Origin of the sequence: Shewanella sp. SACH (genome assembly GCF_001887095.2) — a bacterium.
Taxonomy (GTDB): Bacteria; Pseudomonadota; Gammaproteobacteria; order Enterobacterales; family Shewanellaceae; genus Shewanella; species Shewanella baltica.
Genome location: NZ_MPDG02000002.1, coordinates 771,609 through 789,294, shown reverse-complemented (window position 1 = coordinate 789,294; position 17,686 = coordinate 771,609). Strand labels below are relative to the sequence as shown.

The following is a 17,686-nucleotide window of genomic DNA, read 5'->3' as shown; positions in this document are numbered from 1 at the left end:
GAGCGCCAGATTAACAAAGGACAAGTTATGCATATTTCCCTAGGCCCGCTGTTGTATTGCTGGCAAAAACAACAGGTCACAGATTTTTATCAGCAAGTTGCCGCCAGTCAAATCCCCTTAGTGTATTTAGGTGAGGCCGTTTGCAGTCGCAGGCGCGAACTCAAATGGGGCGATTATCTGGAGCTGGCGCAAATGCTCAAGCAGGCCGGTAAAGAAGTGGTGATTTCAACGCTGGCGTTAATCGAAGCACCATCGGAATATACTGAGCTTAAACGCCAAGTCGATAACGGCGAATTTATGGTCGAAGCGAACGATATGGCGGCGGTCTATCTCGCCAACGAGCACAAGCTGCCCTTCGTCTGCGGCGCGAGTATCAATAACTACAATCGCGCCAGTTTAGACATTTTGCAGCGATTTGGGATGCAAAGGTTTGTGATGCCAGTGGAACTTTCAAAAGCTTGGCTTAGCCAAGTGATCCAACAAAAGCCGTCATTTGAAGTGGAAGTGCTCGGCCACGGCTATTTACCCCTCGCCCATTCGGCGCGCTGCTTTACCGCTAGGCACAAACAGCTCACCAAAGATCATTGTGAAACGGTGTGCCGTGAATACAGTAAAGGACTAGTCGCGCAAACCCAAGAGCAGCAGCCTTTGCTCAGACTCAATGGGATCCAAACTCAATCCGCCAGTTGTTTAGATTTACGTAGTGAAATAACGACAATGGCAAAGATGGGGGTCGATGTGTTTCGGGTATCACCCAGCAGCCTTGACTGCATCGCCACAGCCAATGCCTTGGTCGATGCGATTAACACGCCTGAAAATGCTCAAGACTTCTCGATTGGCAGCGATGCGAACCTAGAGAGAACCCAGTGTAACGGCTACTGGTTTGGAGAAGCAGGCCTTGCTGTGCATGCCAATCCCTAGCCTGACTAAGAGCCTGAGCCTTAGTCTGAGCCAGAGTCTGAACATGAGACTGAGCTTGGGCCTAAACATGAGCCAGAGCTTAATCTAAGTGAGAATCGGAGCGGGAAACATAATCTGGATTTAAGCCAACATCGAAGTTAACTTAAGGAATGAGTTTAACCAGTGAGGTTTCACTCTTGGCTGGTTCGCTCTTGGTTGGAGTGTAACTGACTCAAAAGCAGCACAGTGGTCCAGCACAATAGACTCCCCAACCCTATCCATTCCAGTAGGGCTGGCCACCACAAACTAGGACGCGGTAGCTGCAATACCATCTCCTGATAAAACGGCCTATCCCCTTCGGTCAAACCTAAATCCAATTGCGGCGCATACAGAAACGTCATCATGCTGCACAGCACAATGAGGGCTAACAACCCAGTCCAGCGACCAAAATGAGACTTACCGAAACAGACCAAGGCTAAGTAGAAAATCGCACTTAAGCTTCCCAGATAGAAAAACCATTTTAGCCCTAAAACGTGCAAGTGATACACGTTCACCGGAAATAATCCCACGCTCGCTAAGGCCAGAAAAGTGCATGCCAGACTGATAAAGAAGGGATATCCCCAGAAAGATGTCACCTGTTGTAACGAAGACAAGCAATAGAAGACGAGACTTAAACTGCCAAAGAACAATCCCCCGTTGAGGATCACAGCAAAAGATGAATGACCATAAGTCCCCAATTCGCTTAGGGTATGATTTAAAAAATTAAAGCGATGGGACTCGACATCATCGAATCCTAAAACAGTCATCACAATACCGATTAAAAGCCCAAAGATCCCCAGAAAACCAAACTTAATGGCCAGTGTCGAGCCGCCTTTAATCTTAACCTTCTCTACTTTTGCAGTCATGAATACTTGAGTTGGATAGGAATGATACTAACTTACATGGAAATGAGATGATTTAAAGCGGCGGGTATCCGCTTTATGAATAATATTTTTACTTTCATCGTTATTAGCGACTTTTTAGTCAGCCTCCAAAACATCAAGATGCTGAGGAAGATCACTATTATCTCTAAGCAGATTTAACTGCTTGTCGCATAAAAATGTGCCGAGCAGCAAAATACACTGAACATAAGCGTGGCATTCTTAAACAGTGCTTACCCACGCTATATAGAAAGTGTTATCACGACAGTCCGCTTAAATCGCACAAAAAACCAACCAAGAGGGCTGTAAGGCTAAAGTTGCTGATGTTTTTTCGTGCAAAAATAACATCTCAATCGTTTTAACCACATCATAATACAAGCGATTAACCTGCCAGAAACAACAACCCATAACACCATGTTTATAATAATTTTTTATGTGAAACCATCCAGAAGTATCGACATAATATCACCGACAACTTAAGTAAAATAACTATGCTGTTTTGCTGCTTATATCAAACTAACTAGCGAATCGTTTTACATAGACAAGCTAAGCGAGTAATCTTCCCCATTCTCGTTTTTGAGTTGAATTTAAATGCACCTTAATTGGCGTCAACAGCGCGTTACGTGCGGCTATTTATTCAAATTTACCATGTACGACTCGTACTTTAAGGTGTACAAAATTGACTACTGAAAATAAAAATCGAAACATTAAGACGATACTCACCTTTATCGTCCCTTCGCTGATCGGTCTGTTGTTATTTATGACCCCTATCAGCTACAACGATGCGATCACTATTCCAATCGCGATTATCTCTAAAGCACTGCAAGGTGCATTGAGCGGCGTGTTAACCCTCATAGTGACGATGATTATCGTGGCTACGGCGCTGGCCTCTTCGCTGTCAAAAGCATTTAAGCCTAAGTTTGTGGCCCAGAATCACTTCCTTAATGCCTTATTAAATGTCAGTCCTTTATGGTTGATCACGCGGATCATAGGTGCGGTGTTTGTCGTGCTAACCTATTTAGGCTTAGGCCCAGAGGCTATTAACTCCTCAAGCACAGGTGCATTAGTCTTAAACGACTTACTGCCTGTACTGTTTTCCGTGTTTATCTTTGCGGGTATGTTGTTGCCGCTGCTGCTGAACTTCGGTCTACTCGAACTCTTTGGCACACTGCTAACCAAAATCATGCGCCCCGTGTTCAATCTACCGGGTCGCAGTGCAATTGATTGTATGGCCTCATGGTTAGGTGATGGCAGTGTGGGGATTTTGCTGACCAGCAAACAATACGAAGCACGTTTTTATACCCAAAGAGAAGCGGCGGTTATCGGCACCACATTCTCGGCGGTATCGATTACCTTCAGTCTAGTGGTGATCTCACAGGTTAAATTAGAGCACATGTTTGTGCCCTTCTATTTGACTGTGTGTCTCGCCGGTTTTGCGGCGGCTGTGATTGTGCCTAAGTTGCCACCGCTGTCGTGGAAGAAAGACAACTACATCGACGATACCCCACGCATGCCAGATGATGAGTTGATCCCTGCGGGTCATAATGCTTTCTCTTGGGGTTTTGATAAAGCCTTAGAAAAAGCCGCCAGTGCCGGTGGCATCAAAGCCGTTTTGAATGAAGGCGTTAAAAACGTTGTCGATATGGTGTTTGGCATTATCCCTGTGGTAATGGCAATTGGTACGCTGGCGCTGATTATTGCCGAGCACACGCCTATCTTTAACTATCTGGGTATGCCGTTTATTCCATTACTCGAATTGCTGCATATTCCTGAAGCCACTGAAGCCTCTAAAACGATTGTGGTGGGTTTTGCGGATATGTTTATTCCGTCAATTCTGGCCAGCTCAATTGAATCGGATATGACTCGCTTTGTGATTGCGGCCTTGTCTGTGACTCAGTTGATCTACATGAGCGAAGTGGGCGCATTGCTTATCGGCAGTAAAATCCCCGTCAACTTTGTTGAGCTGTTCGTAGTGTTTATTCTACGTACCTTAGTGACACTGCCTGTTATCGCAGGTGTGGCGCATTTACTGTTCTAAAAGCTAACGGCAACAATAGCTCAGCTAAAAGGGGAGTCAGGTTAACTGACTCCCCTTTTTTGTAGTAACTCATACACGAACTGACAGTTTTGATTATATCGAGTGACTAAATCGTACAATCTCCACTCGACACCACACAACTCACTTTTGGACAGAAGTACTTTAAGAATTTCTGGATAGACTGCTGAAGGATCAAACTTGGTCATTTAATTCTTTAAGTGCTGGCTTATGATGAGCCATGGCATTCGCTCACCGACACGCAGCAAGTCCGTCCTTGGATGCTCGACCGCCCCGTCCATGGGGCGGACGGTCGTCTCGCTAATCACCATGGCTCACCTTTCTAGCATTGGCGTAGTCAGTAAGTTTTAAAGAAATAAACAGCACGTTTTTGGACAAAAACGAGCTAAGTTTTTGCGGGATAATCTTCATTTAGGATAAATAAAAATAATCCAAAGAACTGAATCGTGAGTAGTGATGAACTTAAGGATGCTACTTTTTTCTTACTTTTCTTTACTGTCTGTTATTTAAACTGATGATTAAGATTTCGCTCTAGTTCATTTATAATGGTGAGGAGTGTTGACATGGTGTTGTCGGAAATGACATTGCTATCCCTTACATCTTTTTCAATCATTGATTGAACATCGGATATTTTAGTTAATATCTCAGGCTCAAATTTTTTTAACTTTAACTCAAGACTCAGTCTGGTTATTCTAAATCCTGTTTCACCGAATTTTTGGTTACCAATGATCGGTGTATCTTTGTTGAAAGCGATGGTTAATGTGGTTAGCAACGCGTCTTGAAGTTCTGAGGATAGGTTATAAATGTGGCTTCCTCTTAACTGGGACTTCCATGCGTCAAGAGCGCGATACGCCAACACAACCCCAAGAACAGTCGCAATCGAAGCAAGTACCGACGTTATTACCTGTGCTCTATTGAACCAGATATCAATAGTCGAAGAAGAGTAAAATAAACCGATCAGGAGGCCTACAAATCCTGAAACTAAGATAAACGCTGCAAGTAACATCTTTTTTAAAAGCATGGGAATTTGCTCTGATTCAATAACAATACTGGGCACTTTCTATCAACTAAAGTTTGGTCAATGCTCTGTAGCTGAAAGTTCTTGATCATGTGTTCAAAACAATCTTTGGGGCAAATTATGTTGAAACGTGATCTCTGAATTCAATTTTGTACTCATCCAATGACACACTAGCCTGAAATATATTGCATGATATTTCGTTGGATCTTATAGCTGATATGACTCTTTTCTTTGTATCTTTGTAGTGGCACACTAATTTTGGCCACCTAAATAGAGGTGATATTATTGCCTCGTAGATGACTTTAGGTGAAAACATGAGAGCAACAACCAGAAAAACATTTAGTGCTGAATTCAAACTTGAAGCAGCCCAATTAGTCCTCGATAAAAACCATAGCATCATCGAAGCTGCAAAGGCGATGAACGTAGGTAAGTCCACTATGGATAAATGGGTGAGACAGTTAAAACTAGAACGCCAGGGTGGCACACCAAAAGCATCTCCGATTACCCCTGAACAAATTGAAATCCGTGAGCTGAAGAAGCAAATAGCTCGTCTTGAGGAGCACAATCTTATCCTAAAAAAGGCTACCGCTCTCTTGATGTCAGACTCGATGAACAATTTACGCTAATCAGCGCACTCAAGCAGAGCCACTCTATTCTCACAATTTGTAATGCATTCAAAGTGCATCGAAGTAGCTATAAGTATTGGCTAAAAAGAAAAGAACATATTGATACAGACTTTACTATTTTATGCAGTGAAGTGAAGGCCGCACATCGTATTAGTCATGGCTCTGCCGGTGCGCGAACGATAGCGCAATTAGTGACTAACAAAGGGATTGGTCTCAGTCGTTATCGAGCCCGTAATTTAATGAAAAAGCTTGGGTTATTAAGCTGTCAGCAGCCTAAGCATTCTTATCGGAAAGCGACACAAGAGCATGTTGCAATCCCCAATACGCTTAATCGACAGTTTGCAGTAACTCAACCAGATCAAGTGTGGTGTGGCGACGTGACGTATGTTTGGGTCGGTAATCGCTGGGCCTATCTAGCCGTTGTTTTAGACTTATTTTCCCGCAAACCTGTTGGATGGGCTTTGTCATTATCACCAGATAGTGAGCTGACCTGTAAAGCTTTGAAAATGGCATTTGAGTTAAGGGGTAAGCCTGAGAATGTGATATATCACAGCGATCAAGGTTCGCATTACACGAGCTTGAAATTCAGACAATTAATATGGCGTCTTCAGATTGAGCAAAGTATGAGTCGTCGCGGGAATTGTTGGGATAACGCACCAATGGAGCGTTTCTTTAGAAGTTTGAAATCTGAGTGGATACCCGCCAGTGGTTATGGGAATTTTACTGAAGCAGATAAAGAGATCACAAATTACATCACTGGATATTACAGTGAGACCAGACCCCATCAATATAATGGTGGGTTAACGCCAAATGAGTCAGAACGTTTATATTGGAATGACTCTAAAACCGTGGCCAATTTTACTTGACCACTACATTTCCCAAAGCTCATTGAGATCAAAGAGCATTTGCTGTAATAACATATCTCTTTCATTCTTCATATCGATCAATGGCTGACATTCAAATGGATCATTAAGCGACATAAGCGGAGAAAATCTGATCTTAAGATTTTCTAAAACATCAATTCTGTCAATTGGGAGATACTTAAACAACATGCCGATTTTGCCTTTTCACATAACGCCAATTAGGGTGCATCACTACCGTACAATAGCTACTTTGTAGCATTATTAAAATCGGGTCAATCATGGTGTGCCAGTGTTTATCTAGATTCACGCTGCTAACTCGTTTTAGGGCGCTAACTATTTGAATGCTAATTGCAAAAAGCATTCCTATCAGATTTGTGCTGATGTCGAAAAAAAACAACATCAAAATTAGACCTAATATATTGTTGATAAGCTACTCTTGATGTCGTTGATAAAATGGTTCAAATTCACAATCATTCCATTCTGGATATTTATAATCGTCAGTAATACTCATAATTCTGCGGATACTGTCATATGCGGTATCTAAATCAGATATATCACTTAAAATGTGCAAAGAAAATGGTGGTTGAGGATAACTCCCCAAAATATCATTAAACATTCTATCTGCGATTTCACTATCATGATCAGGGCTGATTATTAATGACTCACCAGCACATTTTGCCAACTGGTAATTAATAAAGTGAGCCCACCCTTTATTGGCCTCATAGCCTATGGTGACATTGGGGTTGTGTGTGAAAGCATTCCAACCATTTGGCATAGAGCATGCCACAAAACATAATCGAGGGCTCAATGGGTAAAACAAACAACTTTCTGGACGCTCAATAAAACCTGATTGGAGCACAGGGTTGTCAGTTCGTACAAAGTAATCATCTTTATGAGCAAGAATTAAACACCAATCTCTATTAGCAACAAATGCAAGGTCCCCGCACTGTTGACAGCCTACTCTGTCATGCTGAGGAACGGTGGTCGTATTGTGTATATCCCTTATTTTCCTTTCATATTTCATGTACGAAGGAGTGCGAACTAACTGAGAAAGTAAAAACTGAGCCCATAAAAGTCTTTCATTTTCATCCAGCTCACTTATAGCGACAAGCTTTTCGTAAACAGGAGCTACTTTCGTTTCTAGATCTCTATCTAAAGAATTTTCAATATCCCATGAATATAATCCACGCTTGCGCCCCCATTGTTTCCTACCTTTTGACGTTTTTTTAACAGATGAAGTGTGCTCACAAAATAAGTAAGACACAAACTGTGAATCGTCAGCCCAATACTTACTACTAAACTTAGGTACATAATGCGATAGCGGCTTATTTTTAGACACTTCATTATCTCTGAAATTAACCTTGACTGTGATAAAACACTTTTCATGATCACTATATCAGTATGAATAAGCTTTAACTCTATTACCAATCATTAGGTATGCTTATGCAATTAGCAATGGCTTGTAACTAGTTTTGGGGCAATAGCTTTTTAGCTAAACGAACAGCAGAAGTGTTAATTAAGATTGGCATTGTTGCAACTGTGACCGTTGGCGGCATGAATGCCGTCGTCGAGCCCTCAGGGACGCTTCTTGTTAAATGCAAGGGCGGCGTGTCACTGGGGAAACAATGACAATTCATGCTGCAAACTGACAACAAAGTTATCTTGCTTTGGGGCAGAAGTGAGTTAAATCAACCTATCGGTTCTAATTGCATCCTGATGTGAATCTTGACAGGTTCAGTCTAGGCTAATCCACCTTTTGTCATCTGCATGTCATCTAAACTTCATCATTCAGTCAAAGCCCCTCACTAAGCTCATATTCGTTAACAGCCTAATGGGTGAATACGAGATGACAGGATTTAATTTCAAGGAATTTGAAACAACAGCGCAGGGACAGATAAATGACCCCAGCCTTTCACCTCCTATCTTTAACCGCTCGACGCAATCACCGACATCAGTTCCGACAGCTGCACCAACACCCTCAAATCGATTCAATTCAGCTTCTTTTACCCCATCCGCATTAACTTCAGACCAGACGGCTTCACCACATACCCCAAGCATCACAGTTCACGCCCTCTGGCTATCGGATATCCATTTAGGCTGTAAAGATTGCAAGGCCGACTATCTGCTCAGTTTGCTTGAAACCGTGCGTTGTCAGCACTTGTATCTGGTCGGTGACATAGTCGATTTATGGGCGCTGAAACGTAAGCTGCATTGGCCTGATAGCCACAATAAGGTGCTACAAAAATTCATTGAACTGGCACAAAACGGCACCCAAGTGATTTATCTGCCGGGCAACCACGACGAGCTGATCAAACCCTATGCCGAACTAAGCCTGTGGAATATCAAAATTGCCCGCCAACATATTCACCACGGGATTGGCGGCCATAAATTGTTGATGCTCCACGGGGATCAGTTTGATGCCGATGTGTGTGTCGGCCGTTTCTACGCCATATTGGGCGACCATTTATATGACTTATTGCTGTTCCTTAATCGCAATCTCCACAGCATGCGGGAACGTTTAGGTTATCCCTATTGGTCACTGGCAAGTTACATCAAATCCAAAGTGGGTAAGGCTCAAGCCGCTATCGGACATTATCGCCAAGCGGTGCTCAACTATGCCCAGCATTTCGATGTTGACGGCGTGATCTGCGGCCATATCCATCAGCCAGAACTCTCAACTCACCCCAGAGCAGCACAATACTGCACGCCCCAAAGTACGCCTGAGCAGCGGCAGATCATCTACGCCAACGACGGTGACTGGGTTGAAAACTGCAGCTTAATCACAGAAACCCTTAACGGTGAATTACAACTGTGTCGCTGGAATGAACAGACACTCAATCTAGATATTCTCAGCAGCATAGCGTTAGTGCAACAGCCGCCTGAGACGCACAAAAATAAACAACAAAAAACGGCAGCGCAGCAAATGCCAAACACAAATACCGGCGAAACTCGCCCAAGGGATGTTGCCTAACACTATGAATCAACTAAATAACATGACTCATCAATCAGATAACGCTATGGAACACAATGACCAGACGCTAAACAGCAACCTTAACCATAATAACCATGCCGTGCAGCTTGCTGCGCTAAAGCCGAAGAGCATGATTTTTACCGTTGATAATATGGTTGAACAAAATCTGCCGTCGATCAACGACAAACCTTGGCTCGCTAAACCCGCCAAGGCCATGCTGCGTTACCTGCTCAATGAAAAACAATGCAACGATATCGCCAATCAATATGCCTATTTACAGGGCGTGGACTTTGTCGAGCAAGTGCTAGCGAGTTTCGACTTTAGCTTTACCGTGCCCGCCAACGAGATAGCAAACATTCCCTGCGAAGGCCGAGTGGTGATTTTCGCCAACCATCCCATAGGTTCGCTCGATGGCTTAGCGCTGATCAAACTGATCAGTGAAATTCGCCCTGATATCAAAGTCGTCGCCAACGAACTCTTGATGGCACTGGAACCGCTGCACTCAATCTTACTGCCGGTGCGCAATATGACGGGCGGCACACCGAAACAGCATTTAGAAAAAATCCACCAGCACCTCCGTAACGAAGGCGCTGTGCTGATTTTCCCGTCTGGCGAAGTTTCGCGATTGCGTCCTAACGGCGTGCGTGATACCCAATGGCACTCTGGCTTTTTAAAAATGGCGATTTCCTGTAATGCGCCCTTACTGCCGATATTTTTAGATGCCAAAAACTCTGCGACCTTCTACGGCGCATCTATGATTTACAAGCCACTCGCCACACTGCTGCTGGTGAAGGAAATGTTCAAACAGGCCAAACGTAATATGCCGATCCGCATTGGCGAGCTTATTCCCAATGAAGCCGTGCGCTCGATGGACTTTCCGCTCAAGACCAAGATAAAACTGCTTAAAAATCACTTGTATCGTATCGGCAAAGATAAAGATCCGCTGTTTATTACCCAAAGTGCTATCGCCCACCCTGAATCGCGCCGCGAACTGCAAGCGGCGCTACAGCAATGCGAACTGCTCGGGGAAACGCAAGATAACAAGTTGATTTATCTATACCAGCACCACGACAGCAATCCCATCATGCGGGAAATTGGTCGCCTGAGGGAAATCGCCTTTCGCGCCGTGGGTGAGGGGTCGGGCAAACGCCGCGATATCGACAAATACGATTCCTACTACCAGCACTTAGTGCTGTGGGATAAAGAGCAATTTGAAATTGTCGGCGCCTACCGTTTTGCCAGTGGCGACAAAGTCTTAGAAAAATACGGCGAAAACGCCCTCTACAGCCAATCGCTGTTTCAATACGCCGACAGCTTTATGCCCTTCGTGAAGCAAGGTTTAGAGCTTGGCCGCAGTTTTGTGCAGCCTAAATATTGGGGCAAACGCAGCTTAGATTATCTGTGGTTTGGCATAGGCGCTTATCTCGCCAAACACCCTGAATACCGTTACCTATTTGGCCCAGTGTCTATCAGCAATCAACTACCCGGCAGCGCCAGAGAAATGCTCGTGCACTTTTACTCGCGGGAATTTGCGCCTGCGCAGCAGATGGCGGTTTCCATGTCGCCCTTTGGTTTATCAAAATCCCAAAAAGCCAAGTTAGATGATTTGTATTTCTCCGAGGATTATCAGAGCAACTTCAAGCAACTCAAACAAGTACTCGCGAGTATGGGCGCCGCCGTGCCGACGCTCTACAAGCAATATGGTGAGCTGTGTAAGGCTGATGGGGTTAAGTTTCTCGCCTTTGGTATCGACGCCGACTTTGGCGATTGTATCGATGGCTTAGTGCTGGTGGACACCCACAAACTGAAAGGCAAAAAGTATCAACGCTACATAGGCGCGCACTTGCCCGAATCGGAGCGGATGCCAATCACAGCCGATGATGAGCCAGAGGTTCAAGATCTTTGAGTTAAAACTTTGTAATGGGTGTTGGCTAAACATGCACCACTCTGTTATAAGTAACTGTAATGCAGCGCATTAACAGAGTGCATCCTAGGATGCGCAAGCTTAACAGGGGATCATCATGCCGATCATTATCGCCGATATTATGAGCACCCGAGTCGTCACGGTTGAAATGGACGACAGATTAACTGTGGCGAAGGAAATCTTCGACCAAGCGAACTTTCATCACTTGTTGGTCGTCGATGAGTATCAACTTGAAGGCGTGTTATCGGAGCGGGATCTGCTGCGTGCCATTAGCCCCAACTTGGGCAGTAGCGCCGAAACCGCAAGAGATTTAGAAACCCTGCAAAAACGTGTGCATCAAGTGATGACCCGTAATCCGGTTACCGTTGCGCCCCACATCAATTTAGACACGGCAACGCGTATTTTGTTAGACAACGATATAGGATGCTTGCCGGTGTTAGAAGACGGTAAATTGGTTGGAATTGTCACTTGGAAAGACTTACTGCGGGCCTATTGTGAATACCGGGCACAAAATCAAAGCGAGTGCTAATCCTAAGACCGCACTCGCTTCTGTTTTCAATAACTCATTTCAAATCACTCAGTTTGCCTAACTTAAATCGCCCAACCACCCATATAGAACACCACTAAACCTAAGGTAATGGCGAGCACGCCTACTTTCAGTTTGCGCCATTCGCCGCTACAGATACGGCCGACAACCAGAGTCACGAAGCCCAACATAATACCAGTGACGATATTACAACTTAAGATGATAAACACAGCGCAGGTTAAGCCTGCCATGGCATCGACTTTATCGTCAAAGTCGAGCTTTGCCACGTTACTCAGCATCAACAAACCCACGTACATTAAAGCAGGTGCTGTCGCATAAGCTGGCACTAAATAACTTAATGGCGCTAAAAACATCATCAATAAAAACAGTACGCCAACGATAGTCGCAGTTAAACCTGTCTTACCGCCCGCCGCAGTACCCGCCGCCGACTCGATATACACAGCCGCTGGTGCGCCGCCCACTAAACCCGCCACCATGCTGCTGACTGAGTCTGAGGTTAAGGCTTTGCCGCCGCCAACAATATTGTCGTCTTTATCGAGCAAATTCGCTTGGCCAGCCACAGCACGGATGGTGCCGGTCGCATCGAAAATTGCCGTCATCACTAACGCTAATACGATAGGCAATACCACAGGATTAAAGGCGCCCATGATATCGAGCTGACCAATCAGTGAATGCTCTGAGGTTAAATCAGGCAAGGCAAACAAACCTTGGTATTTCACGCTCGGATCGAACACTAAACCAAATACCGATAACGCGATAATCACCAACAGAATACCACCAGGTACACCGCGGCGCTCTAAACCGATAGTTGCCGCTAAACCTAGAATAGTCGCGATAACAGGTAAGCTGTTAATGTCGCCCAACTTCACCGGCAAGCCTGCACTATTAGCCACAATCAATTGCACGCTGTTAGTCGCAATCAATAGTAAAAACAAGCCGATACCTATGCCAGTACCGTGGGCAATGCCCTTAGGTAAATTAGCCAGCACCCACTGACGAATACCCGTCACACTCACAAGCGTGAAGGTCACGCCCATTAGGAAAATCGCGCCTAAGGTAACCGGAATCGACATTCCCTGACCTAGCACTAAGCTAAAGGCGGTAAATGCGGTGAGCGAAATAGCGCAGCCAATCGCCATAGGTAAGTTTGCCCATAAACCCATGAGCAAAGAACCAAATGAAGCAATTAAACAGGTGGCGATAAACACGGCACCAGGATCAAATCCCGCTTGGCCTAACATGTTAGGCACCACAATCACTGAGTAGACCATAGCGAGGAAAGTTGTTAATCCCGCAATCACTTCTTGGCGAACTGTGCTGCCACGTTGTTGAATAGAAAAATAACGGTCCAGAAACGAACCAGAGGGTACGGCTGTTGAACTCAATTGCTCAGACATAATGTTGTTATACCTTGTGATCTCTTAAAATGGGGTCGGTACCAATTACCCTAAAACGCAATTGGCGACGCTGGCTGCGGCAGATTAGAGCCCCAAATCAATCAGACTTGGGTGAGAGATCCACATCATTTTCCTACTGTGGGAAAAATCCATGATCTGCAAGCAGTGATGCTTCGCGATGATTAAAAAGCCATTAATCATGTAGACGCAGCCGTTGTTGGCCGCGGATGATACTGGAATCTCCCAAAGATAGCTAAGACATCACCTGCACTTCGATAAAAAATTAGCGGCAAAAGCCGAAATCAGTTGTTCAAAAAACCGCCCAAACCTAGGCAATAACTGCCCATTGAACTCACATTAATCACCACCAAAGTCTGCCAGAGCAGCGCTAAGCTTACGCCCTTAAAAAGTTTTCATAATCTTTCATATATTGTCAAACCCCATTCATCACAGCAAGCAAGTCCATTCATATCTCCCCTCTATAGTGCTCCTATCAAAAATCGCTTTCGATCGGAGTCGACCCCAATGACAAAGCCAAACATACAAACACCTACATCAGAGAAATCCACGCGCAAAAATGAATTAAAAGCGCTCGGGTTCATCATCTTTTTACTCTTCCCCGCGCTCACTATCGCAGGGATCAGTATTTACGGCTTCATCATTTGGATGATCCAAGCCTTCGGCGGCGTTGTCGGCCACTAATTTATACCTATTTACCATATAGTTACTTTTTGAGGACGCGATTATGAAGTGGTTAACCAACCTCTGGCGCACACTGAACAAACCCACCAAAGCGCTGACCTTAGGCGCCGTCAGCATCAGCGCTTTTATCATGGGTATCATCTTCTGGGGCGGATTTAACACTGCACTCGAAGCCACCAATACCGAAGCTTTTTGTATTAGTTGCCACAGTATGGAAAGCAACCCCTACCAAGAGCTGCAGGAAACTGTGCATTGGTCGAATCACTCTGGCGTTCGCGCCACCTGCCCCGATTGCCACGTGCCCCATAATTGGAGCCGTAAAATCGCCCGTAAGATGGAAGCCTCCCACGACGTCTGGGGCTGGTTATTTAACACAGTCAACACCCCTGAAAAATTCGAAGCCAAACGCTTAGAAATGGCGAGCCGCGAATGGAAACGTTTCGACCGCGACAACTCCTTAGCATGTAAAAACTGCCACAACTACAACTCGATGAAATGGGAAGCCATGTCACCGCTGGCACAAAAACAGATGAAACGCGCCGCAGAAATCGACCAAAGCTGTATCGATTGCCATAAAGGTATTGCTCACCATTTACCGGAAATGGGCACAGCCCGCGCACCAGAACTGATTGCAGAAGTCGGTTCGGGTGTTAGCTCAGTTGAAACGAATCAAACTTACTATAGCGCCCTGACTAAACCCTTATTCTTCACTGATAAAGGCGATGTGGAAGCAGGCACGCTCAACGTAGCAACGAAAGTCAAAGTGCTCGAAACCCAAGGCAAACGCATCAAGATCGGCATCGATGGCTGGCGTAAAAAGATTGGTGCTGGCCGCGTGATCTACATGGACTTTGGCGTGAACATTCTGTCGGCACAGTTAACCAAAGACGCAGCCGAAACCGAAGGTGTTATCCAAACCTTTGAAGAAAAAGAAGATCCTATGACTGGCCTTAAATGGCAGCGTATCGAAGCGCAAATCTGGACCGATAAGGATTATCTGCTGACCGAGCTGCAACCACTTTGGGGTTATGCCCGCGATACCTTCCGCTCCAGCTGCAGTGTTTGCCATACCCAACCCGATGAGGCGCACTTTGACGCCAATACTTGGCCGGGAATGTTCCAAGGCATGTTGGCCTTCGTGAATATGGACCAAGACACCCAAGCACTAGTGCAGAAATATCTGCAGGAACATTCGTCAACTTTTGTGAAAAAAGAGCACTAATTCGGGAGTAATACCATGAACAGAAGAGACTTTTTAAAGGGTATCGCCTCATCCTCTTTCGTTGTCTTAGGTGGCAGCTCGGTGTTAGCGCCCTTAAATGCCTTAGCCAAAGCGGGCATCAATGAAGATGAATGGCTAACCACAGGTTCACACTTCGGCGCCTTTAAAATGAAGCGCAAAAACGGCGTCATTGCCGAAGTGAAACCCTTCGACTTAGATAAGTATCCAACGGATATGATTAACGGCATCCGCGGCATGGTCTACAATCCATCGCGTGTACGTTACCCTATGGTGCGCTTAGATTTTTTACTCAAAGGTCATAAGAGTAATACCCATCAACGGGGTGATTTCCGCTTTGTTCGTGTAACGTGGGACAAGGCATTAACACTGTTTAAGCATTCATTAGATGAAGTCCAAACCCAATACGGTCCATCAGGTCTGCATGCGGGTCAAACCGGTTGGCGCGCCACGGGTCAACTGCATTCCAGCACGAGTCATATGCAACGCGCTGTGGGGATGCACGGCAACTATGTGAAGAAAATCGGCGACTACTCCACAGGTGCAGGCCAAACGATTCTGCCCTACGTGTTAGGTTCAACCGAAGTGTATGCCCAAGGCACTTCATGGCCGCTGATCTTAGAACACAGCGACACTATCGTGCTCTGGTCGAACGATCCGTACAAGAACCTGCAAGTGGGTTGGAATGCGGAAACCCATGAATCTTTTGCTTATCTTGCGCAGTTAAAAGAGAAAGTGAAGCAAGGCAAGATCCGCGTTATCAGTATCGACCCTGTGGTGACTAAGACCCAAGCCTATTTGGGCTGTGAGCAACTCTACGTTAATCCACAGACAGATGTGACCTTAATGCTGGCCATCGCCCACGAGATGATCAGCAAAAAACTCTACGACGATAAATTTATCCAAGGCTACAGCCTAGGCTTTGAAGAGTTTGTGCCCTATGTGATGGGCACTAAAGATGGCGTCGCCAAAACCCCAGAATGGGCCGCGCCTATCTGTGGTGTTGAAGCCCATGTTATCCGCGACTTGGCTAAAACCTTAGTCAAGGGCCGCACTCAGTTCATGATGGGTTGGTGTATCCAGCGCCAGCAACACGGCGAACAACCCTATTGGATGGCGGCGGTACTGGCGACCATGATCGGCCAAATCGGTCTACCCGGTGGTGGCATCAGTTATGGTCACCACTACTCGAGTATCGGCGTGCCTTCATCGGGTGCCGCTGCGCCAGGTGCCTTCCCCCGTAACTTGGACGAAAATCAAAAGCCACTCTTTGATAGCTCAGACTTCAAGGGCGCGAGCAGCACGATTCCCGTTGCCCGCTGGATTGATGCGATTCTCGAACCCGGTAAAACCATTGATGCTAACGGCTCGAAAGTAGTTTACCCCGATATCAAGATGATGATTTTCTCGGGTAATAATCCTTGGAACCATCACCAAGACAGAAACCGCATGAAGCAAGCCTTCCATAAGCTTGAGTGTGTAGTCACTGTTGATGTGAACTGGACGGCAACTTGCCGCTTCTCGGATATCGTACTGCCCGCTTGTACTACCTATGAGCGCAACGATATCGACGTTTACGGCGCCTATGCTAACCGCGGTATTTTAGCCATGCAGAAAATGGTTGAGCCACTGTTTGATAGCTTGTCGGATTTTGAAATTTTCACTCGCTTTGCCGCCGTAATCGGCAAAGAGAAAGAATACACCCGTAACATGGGCGAAATGGAGTGGTTAGAAACCCTCTATAACGAATGTAAAGCCGCCAACGCGGGCAAATTTGAGATGCCTGACTTTGCGACTTTCTGGAAACAAGGTTATGTGCATTTTGGTGACGGTGAAGTCTGGACGCGCCATGCAGACTTTAGAAACGATCCTGAAATCAATCCACTAGGCACGCCTTCAGGTTTGATTGAAATCTTTAGCCGTAAGATTGATCAATTCGGTTACGATGACTGTAAAGGTCACCCAACGTGGATGGAGAAAACCGAGCGTAGCCATGGCGGTCCGGGCTCTGACAAGCATCCGATTTGGTTGCAGTCATGCCACCCAGACAAACGCTTACACTCGCAAATGTGTGAATCGCGAGAATACCGCGAGACCTACACAGTCAATGGCCGTGAGCCTGTGTATATCAGCCCTGTCGACGCCAAAGCGCGCGGCATAAAAGATGGCGATATAGTGCGAGTCTTTAACGACCGTGGCCAACTGTTGGCGGGTGCTGTGGTATCGGACAACTTCCCTACTGGTATTGTGCGGATTCACGAAGGCGCATGGTATGGGCCAGTAGGTAAAGATGGTAGCACTGAAGGTGGGGCAGAAGTCGGCGCCCTGTGCAGTTATGGCGATCCTAACACCCTCACTTTAGACATAGGCACCTCTAAACTTGCCCAAGCTTGCTCAGCCTATACTTGCTTAGTCGAGTTTGAAAAATACCAAGGCAAAGTGCCTAAGGTCAGCTCCTTCGATGGCCCTATCGAAGTCGAAATCTAACCTTAGAACTAAAACGCTGGATGCGCCGAACGCGG

General features: G+C 45.7%; 13 protein-coding genes. 9 read left to right on the top strand and 4 right to left on the bottom strand.

All coding sequences use genetic code 11. The annotated features are described in order from the left end of the window. Positions 1–27 precede the first annotated feature (27 nt). Positions 28–921: a U32 family peptidase gene (locus BM607_RS11360; protein WP_071938379.1), complete on the top strand. Its 894-nt coding sequence runs from the start codon at positions 28–30 to the stop codon at positions 919–921. Positions 922–1,091: 170 nt separating this feature from the next. On the opposite strand, the gene BM607_RS11355 is transcribed toward BM607_RS11360, so the two are convergent. Next, complete coding sequence (locus BM607_RS11355) at positions 1,092–1,805, bottom strand: hypothetical protein (protein ID WP_071938380.1); 714 nt, start codon at positions 1,803–1,805, stop codon at positions 1,092–1,094. A 694-nt stretch (positions 1,806–2,499) separates the two neighbouring features. Between BM607_RS11355 and BM607_RS11350 the strand changes: the two genes are divergently transcribed. Then, complete coding sequence (locus tag BM607_RS11350; RefSeq protein WP_011847491.1) at positions 2,500–3,858, top strand: YjiH family protein; 1,359 nt, start codon at positions 2,500–2,502, stop codon at positions 3,856–3,858. A gap of 520 nt (positions 3,859–4,378) precedes the next feature. Here the strand turns inward: BM607_RS11350 and BM607_RS11345 are convergent. After that, the gene (locus BM607_RS11345; RefSeq protein WP_140393426.1) at positions 4,379–4,933 is read right to left on the bottom strand and encodes a hypothetical protein; all 555 of its coding nucleotides are present in this window, start codon (positions 4,931–4,933) and stop codon (positions 4,379–4,381) included. A gap of 275 nt (positions 4,934–5,208) precedes the next feature. Between BM607_RS11345 and BM607_RS11340 the strand changes: the two genes are divergently transcribed. Continuing rightward, positions 5,209–6,386, top strand: a protein-coding gene (locus BM607_RS11340; protein WP_087486472.1) for an IS3-like element ISSba5 family transposase whose coding sequence is annotated in 2 segments (ribosomal slippage) — positions 5,209–5,467 and positions 5,467–6,386 — 1,179 coding nt in all. Because the reading frame shifts where the segments join, the coding sequence is not laid out codon by codon here. 427 nt (positions 6,387–6,813) lie between these two features. Here the strand turns inward: BM607_RS11340 and BM607_RS11330 are convergent. After that, positions 6,814–7,722: a DUF4238 domain-containing protein gene (locus BM607_RS11330; RefSeq protein WP_071938382.1), complete on the bottom strand. Its 909-nt coding sequence runs from the start codon at positions 7,720–7,722 to the stop codon at positions 6,814–6,816. 492 nt (positions 7,723–8,214) lie between these two features. Here BM607_RS11330 and BM607_RS11325 point away from each other — a divergent pair, with 492 nt between their 5' ends. The 3 genes from BM607_RS11325 (at position 8,215) to BM607_RS11315 (ending at position 11,807) form a co-directional block, all read left to right on the top strand. Then, positions 8,215–9,354, top strand: a complete 1,140-nt coding sequence (locus BM607_RS11325; RefSeq protein ID WP_140393425.1) for a UDP-2,3-diacylglucosamine diphosphatase — start codon at positions 8,215–8,217, stop codon at positions 9,352–9,354. Between the two features lie 4 nt (positions 9,355–9,358). Continuing rightward, a complete protein-coding gene (locus BM607_RS11320) occupies positions 9,359–11,260 on the top strand; it encodes a lysophospholipid acyltransferase family protein (RefSeq protein ID WP_170927466.1) in 1,902 nt (633 codons plus the stop codon). A gap of 115 nt (positions 11,261–11,375) precedes the next feature. Then, positions 11,376–11,807: a CBS domain-containing protein gene (locus tag BM607_RS11315; RefSeq protein ID WP_071938385.1), complete on the top strand. Its 432-nt coding sequence runs from the start codon at positions 11,376–11,378 to the stop codon at positions 11,805–11,807. Between the two features lie 62 nt (positions 11,808–11,869). Here BM607_RS11315 and BM607_RS11310 read toward each other — a convergent pair whose 3' ends face one another. After that, positions 11,870–13,222 (bottom strand): NCS2 family permease, encoded by a 1,353-nt coding sequence (locus BM607_RS11310; protein ID WP_006082687.1) that lies wholly within the window; start codon positions 13,220–13,222, stop codon positions 11,870–11,872. A 525-nt stretch (positions 13,223–13,747) separates the two neighbouring features. Between BM607_RS11310 and torE the strand changes: the two genes are divergently transcribed. From torE to torA, 3 genes are read left to right on the top strand one after another with little or no spacing between them, the layout of a single operon-like run. Then, positions 13,748–13,924 carry a trimethylamine N-oxide reductase system protein TorE gene (gene torE / locus BM607_RS11305; RefSeq protein ID WP_006082688.1) on the top strand — a complete coding sequence of 59 codons (177 nt, stop codon included), beginning with the start codon at positions 13,748–13,750 and terminating at the stop codon, positions 13,922–13,924. A 43-nt stretch (positions 13,925–13,967) separates the two neighbouring features. Further along, complete coding sequence (gene torC, locus BM607_RS11300) at positions 13,968–15,146, top strand: pentaheme c-type cytochrome TorC (RefSeq protein ID WP_071938386.1); 1,179 nt, start codon at positions 13,968–13,970, stop codon at positions 15,144–15,146. Between the two features lie 15 nt (positions 15,147–15,161). After that, positions 15,162–17,651, top strand: a complete 2,490-nt coding sequence (gene torA / locus BM607_RS11295) for a trimethylamine-N-oxide reductase TorA (protein WP_071938387.1) — start codon at positions 15,162–15,164, stop codon at positions 17,649–17,651. The last annotated feature ends 35 nt before the right edge of the window (positions 17,652–17,686 follow it).

What these genes read in the sequence shown, in the direction of transcription:
- BM607_RS11325 (WP_140393425.1), top strand. Translation starts at nt 8,215, where the DNA reads ATGGGTGAATACGAGATGACAGGATTTAATTTCAAGGAATTTGAAACA.
- BM607_RS11360 (WP_071938379.1), top strand. Translation starts at nt 28, where the DNA reads ATGCATATTTCCCTAGGCCCGCTGTTGTATTGCTGGCAAAAACAACAG.
- torC (WP_071938386.1), top strand. Translation starts at nt 13,968, where the DNA reads ATGAAGTGGTTAACCAACCTCTGGCGCACACTGAACAAACCCACCAAA.
- BM607_RS11310 (WP_006082687.1), bottom strand. Translation starts at nt 13,222, where the DNA reads ATGTCTGAGCAATTGAGTTCAACAGCCGTACCCTCTGGTTCGTTTCTG.
- BM607_RS11320 (WP_170927466.1), top strand. Translation starts at nt 9,359, where the DNA reads ATGAATCAACTAAATAACATGACTCATCAATCAGATAACGCTATGGAA.
- torA (WP_071938387.1), top strand. Translation starts at nt 15,162, where the DNA reads ATGAACAGAAGAGACTTTTTAAAGGGTATCGCCTCATCCTCTTTCGTT.
- BM607_RS11315 (WP_071938385.1), top strand. Translation starts at nt 11,376, where the DNA reads ATGCCGATCATTATCGCCGATATTATGAGCACCCGAGTCGTCACGGTT.
- BM607_RS11355 (WP_071938380.1), bottom strand. Translation starts at nt 1,805, where the DNA reads ATGACTGCAAAAGTAGAGAAGGTTAAGATTAAAGGCGGCTCGACACTG.
- torE (WP_006082688.1), top strand. Translation starts at nt 13,748, where the DNA reads ATGACAAAGCCAAACATACAAACACCTACATCAGAGAAATCCACGCGC.